This is a genomic window from Streptomyces ardesiacus (genome assembly GCF_003112575.1).
In the GTDB taxonomy this organism is placed as follows: domain Bacteria; phylum Actinomycetota; class Actinomycetes; order Streptomycetales; family Streptomycetaceae; genus Streptomyces; species Streptomyces ardesiacus.
Window position 1 is genome coordinate 97,170 of record NZ_BEWC01000003.1, and the last position, 13,214, is coordinate 110,383.

A 13,214-nucleotide genomic window follows, 5' to 3' on the forward strand; every position below is an offset into this window, starting at 1 on the left:
TCATGGGCATGAAGACCAAGATCGCGCTGGGTGCCGTGGTGGGGATCGCCGTCATCGGCGCGCTGTCGGCGAACTCGGGCGACGGGGACGGCGACACCAAGAGCGACAGCCGCACCTCGGCGAGCGCGGGCGAGAACGCGGCCGGCGGCACGAAGGGGGACGGCGGCGCGAAGGCGGACGGCGCCGCCGACGCGAAGCCCGCCGAGGACAAGGCCGCCGAAAAGGCCTCCCAGGCCGACCGGTTCAAGGCGTTCGTGCAGAAGAACGGCACACCCAACGAGAAGGACGCCGTCGCCCACGTCACCAAGGTGCAGGGAGCCGACGAGCAGAACGACATCCTCGACGCCGCCGACGTCTACACCGACTTCACCGGCGGCATCATGGGCGAGGGCACGGGGCCGGCCAAGCTCATCGCCTCCGCGTTCGCCGACTGGAAGGACAGCGACAACGGCCTCGTCACCATCTACGACGCCGACGGCGAGATCCTCGGCAACGGCCAGTTCTGAGGGCCGCCGCCGTATTCAGGCCGTGTCAGCCCTGGCACTGCTCGGACATCATCGCCTTGTCCGCCTTCGTCACGGCCAGTTCGTACTTGGCGGCCACCTGCGCGAACCGCACCGCGTAGGCGCAGCGCACCGGCTTGCTGGGCGGCAGCCAGGTGGCCGGGCCCGCGTCACGCTTGGCGGAGTTGGCGCGGCCCTCGACGGGGAGCAGGTTGAGCGGGTCGTTGGCCAGCTGCCGGCGCTTGCTCTCCGGCCACCGCGAGGAGCCCATCTGCCAGCTGTACGACAGCGGCACGACATGGTCGATCTGGACCTCGCCCGCCTTCTGCTTGCGCCACTCGATGCTCGTCCCGGTGTACGGGTCGTCCAGCGTCATCGCGATGACCACACAGTCGGAGCCGGACCGGAAGCGCACCTTCTGACCGTCGCGCTTCAGCAGGTCGTTCCGCGTGTCGCAGCCGTTGCGGGCGAGCGGGACACCGTCGGCGGTGTCCATCCAGGCGTAGCCGAACTTGTCGCGGTCGTACCCCGTCTTCGGGCCGCGCCCCTTGGTGGCCAGTCCGTCGATCAGCTTGCGGGCCTCGGCCTGCGGGCCGTCCCCCGTCACCGGGGCGAGGCCGGGAGCGGTCCCGTCCGGGTTCTTCAGCGGGCTGACGGCATGACCCGAGGCCGGGGCCTCGGCACCGGCGCCCGAGGCCGGGGCGTCGCCGTCCGCCCCCAGGCCCTCGCAGCCGGTCACCAGAGCCAGGGCGAGGACCGCGCCCGCGGCCCCTCCGGTACGAATCCTGCGGTGCCGCCTCATGCGCGCCCCTCCCCTTGCCGTTTCGCAGAGACCACCGTAGCGAGGGAGAGGTCGAGGCCATAGGGGGCGTCAGTCGGGCATTAATGGGCACGCGGGACATATCTGTCGTACGGTCGACAGTGAGTCACGTCTCGGAAGGAGCTCTGCATGGGCATCCTCGACAAGATGAAGAGCATGGCCGGCAAGGACAAGGACAAGTCCAGGAAGGTGTCCGACGCCGCCGAACGCCAGGTCAACCAGAGGACCGGCGGCAAGTACGAGAAGCAGGTCGACGCCGCGCAGCAGCAGGCCGAGGGCAAGCTCGGCTTCGGACGCGAGCGGGGCGGCGGACCGGAGCACCAGTAGGCGCGCTCCCCCTGCCCGGACGCACGGAAGCCGCCCACGGCACTTCCTCCGTGGGCGGCTTCCGGGCGTCCTCCGCCTTCCACGACGGATGGGGACGTCCGGCGCGAGCGAGCGCTACGACCCCAGGATGGAGGTCAGGAACTCGCCCACCCAGCCGAGCAGTTCCCGGCCGACCAGCGGCTTGCCGCCCACCTTCGCGGTCTTCGGGCGCGGTACGAGCACCTGGTGCGTGCCCGCCTTGATGACGCTGCCGGGGTAGAGCCGCTTGAGCCTCAGCTCCTGGGACTCGCGCAACTCCACCGGTGCGAACCGGATGTTGTTGCCTTGGAGCACGACCTCGCCGACGGCGCACGCCCGCGCGAGCATGCGCAGGCCCGCTACCAGCAGCAGGTTCTCCACCGGCTCCGGCAACTTGCCGTAGCGGTCGACGAGTTCCTCCCGGACGGCCTTGATGTCCTCCTCGCTGTTGGCGGAGGCGATCGACCGGTACGCCTGGAGCCGCAGCCGCTCGCCGGGCGCGTAGTCGTGCGGGACGTGCGCGTCGACGGGCAGTTCGATCTTGACCTCGAGCGGCGGCTCCTCCTCCACGCCGCCCTCCAGCGAGGCCCGGTAGTCGGCGACGGCCTCGCCGACCATCCGCACGTACAGGTCGAAGCCGACGCCGGCGATGTGGCCGGACTGCTCGCCGCCCAGCAGGTTGCCCGCGCCGCGGATCTCCAGGTCCTTCATCGCCACGTACATGCCCGCGCCCATCTCGGTGTGCTGGGCGATGGTGGCGAGCCGCTCGTGCGCGGTCTCCGTCAGGGGCTTCTCCGGCGGGTACAGGAAGTAGGCGTATCCGCGCTCGCGGCCCCGGCCGACGCGGCCGCGCAGCTGGTGGAGCTGGCTGAGGCCGAAGTTGTCGCCGCGTTCGACGATGAGGGTGTTGGCGTTGGAGATGTCGATGCCGGACTCGACGATGGTCGTGGAGACCAGCACGTCGAACTTCTTCTCCCAGAAGTCGACGACGACCTGTTCCAGCGCCTGCTCCGACATCTGGCCGTGGGCGGTGGCGATGCGCGCCTCGGGCACGATCTCGCGCAGCTTGGCCGCCGCGCGGTCGATGGACTCGACCCGGTTGTGGATGTAGAAGACCTGGCCCTCGCGCAGCAGCTCACGGCGGATCGCGGCGCCGATCTGCTTGTGCTCGTAGGGCCCGACGAAGGTCAGCACCGGGTGGCGCTCCTCCGGCGGGGTGGTGATCGTGGACATCTCGCGGATGCCGGTGACCGCCATCTCCAGGGTGCGCGGAATCGGCGTCGCGGACATGGTCAGCACGTCGACGTTGGCGCGCAGCTTCTTCAGCTGCTCCTTGTGCTCGACGCCGAAGCGCTGCTCCTCGTCGACGATGACCAGGCCCAGGTCCTTGAACCTGGTCTCGGAGGAGAACAGGCGGTGGGTGCCGATGACGATGTCCACCGAGCCGTCGCGCAGCCCCTCCAGGGTCGCCTTCGACTCGGTGTCGGTCTGGAAGCGGGACAGCGCCCGCACGTTCACCGGGAACTGCGCGTACCGCTCGCTGAACGTCCCGAAGTGCTGCTGCACCAGCAGGGTCGTCGGCACCAGCACCGCGACCTGCTTGCCGTCCTGGACGGCCTTGAAGGCGGCACGGACCGCGATCTCGGTCTTGCCGTAGCCGACGTCGCCGCAGATCAGGCGGTCCATTGGGACCGTCTTCTCCATGTCGTCCTTGACCTCGGCGATCGTGGTGAGCTGGTCGGGCGTCTCCGCGTACGGGAAGGCGTCCTCCAGCTCGCGCTGCCAGGGGGTGTCGGCGCCGAAGGCGTGTCCCGGCGCCGCCATCCGCGCGCTGTACAGCTTGATCAGGTCGGCGGCGATCTCCTTGACCGCCTTCTTGGCGCGGGCCTTGGTCTTGGTCCAGTCGGCGCCGCCGAGCCGGTGCAGGGTGGGGGCCTCGCCGCCGACGTACTTGGTGATCTGCTCGAGCTGGTCGGTGGGGATGTAGAGCCGGTCGCCGGGCTGGCCGCGCTTGGCGGGGGCGTACTCCACGACCAGGTACTCGCGGGTGGCGCCCTGGACGGTGCGCTGCACCATCTCGATGTAGCGGCCGACGCCGTGCTGCTCGTGGACGATGTAGTCGCCCGCCTCCAGGGTGAGCGGGTCGATGGTCTTGCGGCGCCGGGCCGGCATCCGCGCGCCCTCGCGCCCGGCGGCCTTCTGGCCGGTCAGGTCGGTCTCGGTGAGCACGGCCAGCTTGAGGGCCTGGTCGACGAAGCCGTGGTCGATCGAGCCGCAGGAGACGTGCACGACGGAGGGGCTGAGCGTGCCGAGGTCCTGGTCGAGGCGGGCGGCGATGCCCTCCCCGCCGAGGACCTCGACGGTGCGGGAGGCCGGGCCGTGGCCCTCGGTGAGGTAGACCGCGCGCCAGCCGTCGGCGAGCCAGCCCTTGGTGTCGGCCAGCGCCCTCGCGGTGTCGCCGCGGTAGGTCTCGGGGGCGTGCATGCCGAGCTTGAGGGTGTCCTGGTCGCCCTCCGCGTCGGCGGCGGACGTCAGGCTCTCGTCGGCGGCGAAGGGCGAGACCGACCACCACATCATGCCCAGCTCGCGGGCCCGCTCCCGGATGTCCGCGATGGACCACAGGGAGGCGGCGTTCACGTCGATGGGCGCCTCGCCGCCGCCGGCGGTGGCCGCCCAGGACGCCTGCAGGAACTCCTGCGAGGTCGCCACCAGGTCGGCGGCCCGGGTCCGCACCCGCTCCGGGTCGCAGACCACCGACATCGACCCCTTGGGCAGGACGTCCAGGAGCAGTTCCATGTCGTCGACGAGGACAGGGGCCAGCGACTCCATGCCCTCGACGGCGATGCCCTCGGCGATCTTGCCGAGCAGTTCGCCCAGCTCGGGGTGGTCCTCGGCGAGGGCGGCGGCCCGCTCGCGCACGTCCGGGGTCAGCAGCAGCTCGCGGCAGGGCGGGGCCCACAGGCCGTGCTCGGCGACCTCCAGGGAGCGCTGGTCGGCGACCTTGAAGTAGCGGATCTCCTCGACGTCGTCGCCCCAGAACTCGACCCGGAGCGGGTGCTCCTCGGTCGGCGGGAACACGTCGAGGATGCCGCCGCGCACGGCGAACTCGCCGCGCTTCTCGACCAGCTCCACGCGCGCGTACGCCGCTGCCGCCAGCGCCTCGACGACCTCTTCCAGGTCGGCGCTCTGCCCGGTGCGCAGGGCGACCGGCTCCAGGTCGCCCAGGCCCTTGACCTGGGGCTGGAGCACGGAGCGCACGGGTGCCACGACGACGGAGACGGGGCCGGTCTCGGGGTCGTCGGGGCGGGGGTGGACCAGGCGCCGCAGCACGGCGAGGCGGCGGCCGACGGTGTCGCTGCGGGGGCTGAGCCGCTCGTGCGGGAGGGTCTCCCAGGAGGGGTACTCCGCGACGCCCTCGGGCGGCAGCAGGGAGCGCAGGGCCGCCGCCAGGTCCTCCGCCTCGCGTCCCGTCGCCGTGACCGCCAGCACCGGGCGGCCCGTCTCGCGGGCCAGGGCGGCGATCGCGAAGGGGCGGGCCGCGGGCGGGCCGACCAGGTCGACGTGCATGCGGTTGCCGTCTGCGGCGGCCGAGATCGCTTCCGCGAGGGCGGTGTCCTTGACTACGGCGTCGAGCAGACCGTGCAGGCTCATTCGGGGCGCTTTCCGTGCGGGGGGGGGTGGGGCAACGCGAGTAGCCCGACTCGGTGAGGGTCGGGGGTGTCCAGGTTACGTCGGTCCGCTCGTCGGCGTCGGGGGCTGTGGACGACGCGGACACGACGCCGGTACGGGACGGGCACGACGCCGGTACGAGACGGGCACGACGCCCGTACCGGGCGGGCCGGGGCCGCGGCGGGCGTACCGGGGGCTCCGTCCCCCGAGCCCCTGGCCCCGCGCCCGCCCACCGCCGGTCTCGGTGGGCTGAGAAGTCCCCACGAAAAGAGGCCCGGCGCCCCCGCCCCCCTGGGACGTCGGCGCCGGGCCCTCCCCCGCAACCCCCGTGTGCGGTGGCTGTCGGGACGGGTGCTACTCCGTCGCGATGGCGTTCAGGACGTTCATGCGGCCCGCCCGGAAGGCCGGGACCAGCGCGGCGAACAGGCCCACGAAGGCCGAGCCGATGAAGACCCCGATGATCGTCGGCCACGGGATGTCGAGGACGTTCAGTCCCTCCAGGGCGAGCAGCTTCTGGGCCGTGGCGCCCCAGCCCATGCCCAGGCCGAGGCCGAGCAGGGCACCGAAGAGGGCGATGACCACGGACTCCATGCGGATCATGCGGCGGAGCTGGCGGCGGGAGAGGCCGATGGCCCGCATCAGGCCGATCTCCCGGGTCCGCTCGACCACCGACAGCGCCAGGGTGTTCACGACGCCGAGGACGGCGACGATGATCGCGAGGGCGAGCAGGCCGTAGACCATGTTCAGCAGCTGGCCGACCTGGTCCTTCAGCTCCTGCTTGTAGTCGGTCTGGTCGGCCACCTGGTACTGCGGGTAGGCGTCCAGCGACTTCTTCAGCGCGGCGTACGCCTGGTCGGCCTGGCCGTCCTTCGCCTTGGCGAACATGATCATGTTCGGCGGGACCTTGTCGGCCGGCAGGTACTTCTCCATCGTCTCGATGCTGATGTACCGGGCGCCCTGGTCGATGGCCACGTCGTCGCTGGTGATCGCGGCGACCTTGAGCTTCGCGGTCTCGCCGCCCTTGAAGGCGACGGTGACGGTGTCGCCGACGTGCACGCCGTGCTTCTCGGCGTAGTCCGAGCCGACCGACATGGCGTCGGTGCCGTAGGCGTCGGAGAGCGTGCCCTCCGTCGTCGCGCGGCGCACGTCCTCGGCGTAGGTGGGGTCGGCGGCGGTGAGGCCGTCGTCGTCCGTCTTGCCGTCGGGCGAGGTCAGCGTGGCGTCGAGGACCTTGTAGCGGGTGACGTGCTCCAGGCCGGGCGTGCCGGTCATGGCCTTCTCGGCCTGCGGGACGATCCGCTGGTTGCCCTGGACGATGAAGTCCGCGCCGACCGTCTTGTCCAGCTCTCCGGTGGCCGAGGCGACCATGGAGGAGCCGACGACGGACAGGCAGGCCACCAGCGCGAGGCCGATCATCAGGGCGGCACCGGTGGCGCCGGTGCGGCGCGGGTTGCGCAGGGCGTTGCGCTCGGCCAGGCGCCCCACCGGGCCGAAGGCCCGCAGCAGCACCGCGCTGATCACCCGGACCACGACGCCGGCCAGCAGCGGGCCGACGACGACGAAGCCGATGAGCGAGAGGACGATGCCCGCGCCGAGCATCAGCGAGCCTTCGCTCGCCTTGTCGGCGGAGGCGGCCGTGAGCAGGGCCGCGACGCCGGCGCCGGTGAGCACCAGGCCGATCGCACCGCGGATCCAGCCGGCCTTGGCGTCGGCCGGGGTGCCGGCGTCGCGCAGGGCGGCCATCGGGGAGATCCTGCCCGCCCGGCGGGCCGGCAGGTAGGCGGCCAGGACGGTGACCACGACACCGAGGACCAGGCCGATCACCGGGGTCGCCGTCTTGATGGTCAGGTCGTCGGTGGACAGGTTCATGCCCGCGGCCGACATCAGCTTCATCAGGCCGATCGCGATCCCGACACCGGCCGCGACGCCGAGGACCGAGCCGACGACGCCGAGGAGGAGCGCCTCGACCAGCACCGAGCGGTTGACCTGCCGGCGGGAGGAGCCGATGGCCCGCATGAGGCCGATCTCGCGGGTGCGCTGGGCGACCAGCATGGAGAAGGTGTTGATGATCAGGAAGATGCCGACCAGGAACGCGATCCCGGCGAAGCCGAGCATGGCGTACTTGATGACGTCCATGAACTCGCCGACGTCCGCGCGGCCCTCGTCCGACGCCTCCTTGGCCGTCTGGACCTTGAACGCGCCGTCCCCGAGGGCGCCGGAGACGTTCCGCTTGAGCTGCGCGTCGGTGACGCCGGACGCGGCGGTGACGTTGAACTGGCTGAACCGGTCGGCCCCGCCGAGCAGCTGGCGCTGCGCGGTGGGAGTGTCGAAGTAGACGACCGCGGCACCGGGGTTGGTGACGGTGAAGGAGGCGATGCCGACGATCCTCGCCTTGAAGTCGCCGGTCTGCGCGATGGTGCGCAGCTCGTCGCCGATCTTCAGGTCGTGCTTGTCGGCGGTGTCGGAGTCGACCATCGTCTCGGTCGGACCGCGCGGGGCGTGGCCCGAGGTGATCTCCATGGAGCGCAGGTCGTTCCTGGTCCAGTTCCCGGCGAGGGTCGGGGCTCCGCTGGTGGCCCCCACGTTGTCGTTGTCGGCGTTGACGACGGTCACGTTCATCGAGACGACCGCGCCCTCGACGGACTCGACGCCGTCGGCCGAACGGATCTTCTCCAGCGTGGACGCCGGCAGCGACTCGGGCACCCCGTTCTGCGGGGTCTCCTCGCTCTTGGCGTCCTTCGGGGAGACCGTCACGTCGGACGAGGTGACCGCGAACAGCTTGTCGAAGGTGGTGTTCATCGTGTCGGTGAACACCAGGGTGCCGCACACGAACGCCACCGACAGCAGCACCGCCACCGCCGAGAGCGCCATGCGGCCCTTGTGCGCGAAGAAGTTGCGCATCGAGGTCTTCACGACGGTCATGACGTGCGCCCCCGCGCGTCGAAGTCCTTCATGCGGTCGAGGACGGCCTCCGCGGTGGGCTGGTGCATCTCGTCCACGATCCGGCCGTCGGCGAGGTAGAGCACCCGGTCCGCGTAGCTGGCGGCCACCGGGTCGTGGGTGACCATCACGATGGTCTGGCCCAGTTCGGTGACCGAGCGGCGCAGGAAGCCCAGCACCTCGGCGCCGGCGCGCGAGTCGAGGTTTCCGGTTGGCTCGTCGCCGAAGATGATCTCGGGCTGGGCGGCCAGTGCCCGCGCCACCGCGACCCGCTGCTGCTGGCCGCCGGAGAGCTGGGTGGGCCGGTGCTTGAGCCGCCCGGCGAGCCCCACGGTCTCCACCACCCTCTCCAGCCACGCGCGGTCGTAACCGCGGCCGGCGATGTCCATGGGCAGCGTGATGTTCTCGAGCGCGTTGAGCGTCGGGAGCAGGTTGAACGCCTGGAAGATGAACCCGATCCGGTCCCGGCGCAGCTGCGTGAGCTTCTTGTCCTTCAGCCCGGTGATCTCGGTCTCGTCCAGGAAGATCTGACCGCTGGTGACGGTGTCCAGACCGGCCAGGCAGTGCATCAGCGTGGACTTGCCGGACCCCGAGGGACCCATGATCGCGGTGAACTGACCGCGGGCGATGTCCACGTCCACGTGGTCGAGGGCGACCACCCGGGTCTCGCCCGTTCCGTAGGCCTTCACGACCTGCCGCGCCCGCGCGGCAACGGCCGTACGCCCTCCCGTGCTCCCGTGCGGGGGAATCCTCACGGCCGATGTCATGTCAAGTCTCCTATGTCGGTCATCGAGTGGGCCGCCGGTGCCCTGCGCGGCGTCCGTGCCGCCGCGCATGTGCCGTGCTGCCGTCTCGAAGAGTCTGGCCGGAACCGGGGGCCGGCCGCGCTGGTGCTCAGCGCAGTCTTCTGCTGGGGAAAACCCCACCCCCGCGGGTCCGGTTCGCCGCCCCCCAGCGGCGTAAAGCCAGACTAAGGACCGCACCGGGCCCCTCTCGTCCTCCGCCGGTACGAACCCTCCCCGACCCGTAGTACGGAGGTACCCCTAGGGGCACTCCACCCTTCGGTGGAGCGGGTCTCGGGGTTGCCCTCCTCCCTGGGGCGCACCGAGTCTCCACCCTGACGCGGCGTCAGGGGCAAGCGGGGCCGGGTGCGTCCGGGCTCGGCCGCGCACCGGCCCGCCCGTTCCGCGCGGGCGTCACTCCACCGTGCGGCCCGTCAGCGAACTGAGGTTGCTGCGCACGGAGTCCATCTGGGCCTGCAGTTCGTCCCACCGCTCCCCGTGCTCGCGCAGCACCCGTTCGGTGTCGCGGGCGATGCGCTCCTGACGTGCCCGAGCCTCGGCGAGCAGCCCGTCCGCCCGGTCCCGGGCCTCCTCCTGGCGCCGCCCGGCCGCCTGCCGGGCCTCGGCCAGCTCCCGCTCGGCCTCGCGCACCGCCTGCTCCGCACGCCCCAGCAGTTCCGCGTGGCGGGCGTCCAGGGCCCGCGCGCGCTCCTGTTCGTCCTGCTCGGCGGCGGCCCACCGCTCGGCCAGCTCCCGCTCCTGCTCGGCCACGATCCGGGCGGTGCGCCCGCGCGCCTCCCGCAGGGTGTTCAGCGCCTCCGCGCGCCCCGCCTTCACCTCGCGCCGCGCCTCGATCCTCGCCTCGTCGGCCTCCGCGCGTGCCGCGAGCAGCACCTGCCGGGCCCGTTCGTCGGCCTCGGCGCGTACGGCGCCGGCATGCGCCCGGGCCGCCTCGCGCACCCCGGCCTCGTGCGCCCGCGCGTCCGCCATCAGCTCCGCCGCGGCCTCGCGCGCCCGCTCCCGCACCGCCTCGGCCTCCACCTCGACGAGCCGGAACAACTCCCTGGCCCGCTCCCCCAGCACCTCGTAGTCCTGCGAGGTGAGCTGCTCGACCGTCTCCTCCAGGTCCCCGAGGTCCGCCTCCATCTCCCTGGCCAGCACGGTGAGCCGGGCGGCCCGCTCCCAGGCCGCGTCACGCTCGTCGGAGAGGGCCGCGACGTACGCGTCGACCTGCTCGGGACGGTAACCGCGCCCGCGCCCGCGTACGGTCACGAAGCCGTGGGGAGACGCCGATGCACCGCTCATGCCCATCACCCCTGCATCACCCGAGGCCCACCTCGGGGTGAACCTGCCGCATCACATGGACCCGTCCGACTCTATGGACCGGATGTAAGCCCACATAATCCGACACACCGCACACAAAAGGGCGGGGCCCGGCCGACTCACCGGTCGGCCGGGCCCCGCCCCTCGGGCGTGTCAGCGGCGCGAGCGCCTCACAGCAGCCCGTCCCACATCTGCTCCAGCAGCACCGACCACCAGCTCTCCGGCGACCCCAGCGCCGCCGGGTCCAGCGCGGCCAACTGCGCCTGGAAGTCCACCGTCCAGCGGCCCGCCTGCTCCTGGTTCAGACCGAACCTGAGCCGCCACATCCGGCCCAGCAGCGCCAGGCAGCGCGCGAACTCCGGCAGCCCCGTGTTCACGAACTGCGGCGGCACCGGCGCACCGCCAGGCCCCGCCTCCACCGGCACCGCCACGATGGCCGCCGTGCCGTACTGCACACAGACCGCCCGGCCGAAGTCGCTGCCCACGACGAGGTACGACCCGGCGTCCGAGGCCGGCTGCACCCCGCGCTCCGCCGCCAGCTCCGCCAGCGTCGGCACCGGGCGCCCCGGCTGGGCCTGCGCCCAGAAGAACGGACCCATGTCCATCGGCAGCCCCGCGGCCACCAGCGTGTGCGCCACGACCGGCGGCACGCCCTGCCGGGACACCGCCGCCTGCTCGAACCGGAAGACACCCGGCCCGAACGCCGCCGCCAGCTCCTGCCCGATGCCCTCCGGCGGAACCGGCGGCGCGGGCTGCACCTGCGGCAGCGGCGCCCGCACCGGCGCCGGACGCGCGGGACCGTCGGCCACCTGGTGCAACTCGCCCTGGTGTGCCAGCAGTTGCTGCATGCCCTGCTGCCGGCTCGCGTGATCCGGGCCGTACGGCGCGATCGAGGTGATCCGCGCCTGCGGCCACTGCTCCCGGATCATCCGCGCGCAGTAGGCGCCCGGCAGCTCGCACGACTCCAGCTCGGTGTGCAGTTCGAGCACCTGGTCCGGCGGCACGTTCATGGAGCGCAGCTCGTGGAACATCTGCCACTCCGGGTGCGGCGTGCCCGGCGCGGAACGCCGGATCAGCTGCTGCTCGGAACCGTCCTGCGCGCGGTAGCGCAGCACGGCCTGGTAGCCGGGGCCGACGGTCGGCTGACCGGTGGGCTGCGGCGGATAGCCGTACGCCGGCGGCTGCCCCGGCACCGGCTGCCCGGGAGGCGGCGGTACGGCGCCGGGGGCACCCGGAGCACCGGGGGCCCCGGGCGGCGGCGGAGGCGTGCCGACACCGCCGGGACCGCCCAGGGAGGGCGACGCCAGCATCGTCTGCGCATGGTGCACGGCACCGGGAGCGCCGGGAGCCGCCGGGGGCGGCGGTGGCGTACCCGGACCGGAAGGAGCACCGGGAGCCCCGGGGGCGCCGGGCGCACGCGGCGCCGCGGGCGGCGGCCCGGGAGGCTGCGGGGCGCCGGGAGCCCCCGGCCGGCCCGGGTCGGCCAGCATCGTGGCGGCGTGGTGCATCCCGCCCGGCGGTGTCCCACCCGGAGCGTTCGGCGCACTCGGCGGAGGCGGCGTACCCGGCGCGGCCGGAGGCGGCGTACCGGGGGCACTGGGCGGAGGCGGCGTGCCGGGAGCACTGGGCGGAGGCGGTGTACCGGGAGCGCTGGGCGGAGGCGGCGTGCCGGGACCGCCCTCCGGTCCCTCGGGGCCGAGCGACGACACGAGCTGCGTCGGCACGTAGCCACCCGCCGGCGTGCCCGGCGCGGGCGTGCTCCCCGGACGCGCGCCCGGCACACCCGGGGCGCCCGGCGGATGCGGCGTGGACGCGCCGGCGCCACGGCGCGGCGGAGGCGTCGCCTTGCTGGTCGCGGCGTCGGCGATGTCCCCGGCGGGCGCCGCGGGCGGCTGGGACGGCGCGGCGGGCGCACCCGCACCGGCGGACGGCTGCCCCGCGGGCGGCGTCGACGGCGCGGGCGGCGGCGTACTGCTCCCGCCGCCCGCGGGCGGCAGCGTCGGCGTACCCGCCCCGGCGGGCGCACCCGGCGCGTGCGGACCGCCCGGCGTGCTCGGATCCCCGATCGCCGGAGCGAGCGCCGTCGGCGGAAGCTGACTGCCGCCCGACATCAGCGCCGTCTTGGCGTCCGACGTCGTCGAGGGCGGCGGCGTGTCGTCGTCGGCACCGCTCAACGGCGGCGCGAACACGGTCTGGGGCAGCGGCACGGAACGGTCCTCACCGGCATCCGCGTTGGTGTCCGTCCCCGTCCACGGAGTCGCCCCGGCGGGCGCACCCGGCGCACCGGACGCACCCGCGCCCGGCCACCCCGCACCGCTCCCGGACGAGGCGTCCGCCGAGGCCGCCGGGGCCGACGGCACCCCGGCCTGCGTCTCGGGCAGCGCACCACCGGCACCCGGCCCGGTGCCCCCGGAGTCGCCGCTCCCCTCGTCCCCGTCCCCCCGGCGGCGATCCGGAATGCCGATCCGGTCCGCCGCCTCCTGCAACCACTCCGGCGGACTCAGCAAGAACGACGTCTGATTCAGGTCCACCCGCGCCGCGGGCGCCGGAACCGGCGCCTGGTCCTCGTCGGGACGGCCGTACTCCTCCTCGTACCGGCGGATCACCTCACCCACCGGCAACGAGGGCCACAGCGTCGCCTCGCCGCTGTCCCGGGCGATCACCAGCCGCTGCGCGCCCCCGTCCGAACGCGGGCCGTCCGCACGGTCCTCGGCCCACACCACGAACCCGAGGTCGAACTCCCGCACCCGCACCTCACGGTGCTGGTAGGCCGGCAACTCGCCGTTGACCCACTCCTCCGCGCGCTCCTGCGCCTGCGCGAACGTCACCATC

Annotated in this window: 8 protein-coding genes; 2 read left to right on the top strand and 6 right to left on the bottom strand. The window is 73.1% G+C overall.

What is annotated here, in order from left to right; all coding sequences use genetic code 11:
• The first annotated feature begins 2 nt into the window (after window positions 1–2).
• Complete coding sequence (locus Sdi02f_RS13340; RefSeq protein WP_108933310.1) at window positions 3–506, top strand: hypothetical protein; 504 nt, start codon at window positions 3–5, stop codon at window positions 504–506.
• A 25-nt stretch (window positions 507–531) separates the two neighbouring features.
• On the opposite strand, the gene Sdi02f_RS13345 is transcribed toward Sdi02f_RS13340, so the two are convergent.
• On the bottom strand, window positions 532–1,305 hold the full coding sequence (locus tag Sdi02f_RS13345; RefSeq protein ID WP_053666286.1) for an HNH endonuclease family protein: 774 nt from the start codon (window positions 1,303–1,305) through the stop codon (window positions 532–534).
• A 147-nt stretch (window positions 1,306–1,452) separates the two neighbouring features.
• On the opposite strand from Sdi02f_RS13345, the gene Sdi02f_RS13350 reads away from it, so the two are divergent.
• Window positions 1,453–1,650, top strand: coding sequence for an antitoxin (locus Sdi02f_RS13350; protein ID WP_030404941.1), 198 nt, complete (start codon window positions 1,453–1,455; stop codon window positions 1,648–1,650).
• 114 nt (window positions 1,651–1,764) lie between these two features.
• Here the strand turns inward: Sdi02f_RS13350 and mfd are convergent, their stop codons facing one another.
• The 5 genes from mfd to Sdi02f_RS13375 all read right to left on the bottom strand — a co-directional run bounded on the left by mfd (window position 1,765) and on the right by Sdi02f_RS13375 (window position 13,213).
• On the bottom strand, window positions 1,765–5,319 hold the full coding sequence (gene mfd / locus Sdi02f_RS13355) for a transcription-repair coupling factor (RefSeq protein WP_030404940.1): 3,555 nt from the start codon (window positions 5,317–5,319) through the stop codon (window positions 1,765–1,767).
• A 372-nt stretch (window positions 5,320–5,691) separates the two neighbouring features.
• The gene (locus Sdi02f_RS13360) at window positions 5,692–8,259 is read right to left on the bottom strand and encodes an ABC transporter permease (RefSeq protein WP_031087130.1); all 2,568 of its coding nucleotides are present in this window, start codon (window positions 8,257–8,259) and stop codon (window positions 5,692–5,694) included.
• Window positions 8,256–9,044: an ABC transporter ATP-binding protein gene (locus tag Sdi02f_RS13365; RefSeq protein WP_030404938.1), complete on the bottom strand. Its 789-nt coding sequence runs from the start codon at window positions 9,042–9,044 to the stop codon at window positions 8,256–8,258. The genes Sdi02f_RS13360 and Sdi02f_RS13365 overlap by 4 nt, the downstream gene beginning before the upstream one ends.
• Window positions 9,045–9,473: 429 nt before the next feature.
• Window positions 9,474–10,364 carry a coiled-coil domain-containing protein gene (locus Sdi02f_RS13370; RefSeq protein WP_053639348.1) on the bottom strand — a complete coding sequence of 297 codons (891 nt, stop codon included), beginning with the start codon at window positions 10,362–10,364 and terminating at the stop codon, window positions 9,474–9,476.
• A 188-nt stretch (window positions 10,365–10,552) separates the two neighbouring features.
• The gene (locus Sdi02f_RS13375; protein WP_108933311.1) at window positions 10,553–13,213 is read right to left on the bottom strand and encodes an SUKH-4 family immunity protein; all 2,661 of its coding nucleotides are present in this window, start codon (window positions 13,211–13,213) and stop codon (window positions 10,553–10,555) included.
• Between the last annotated feature and the right edge of the window lies 1 nt (window position 13,214).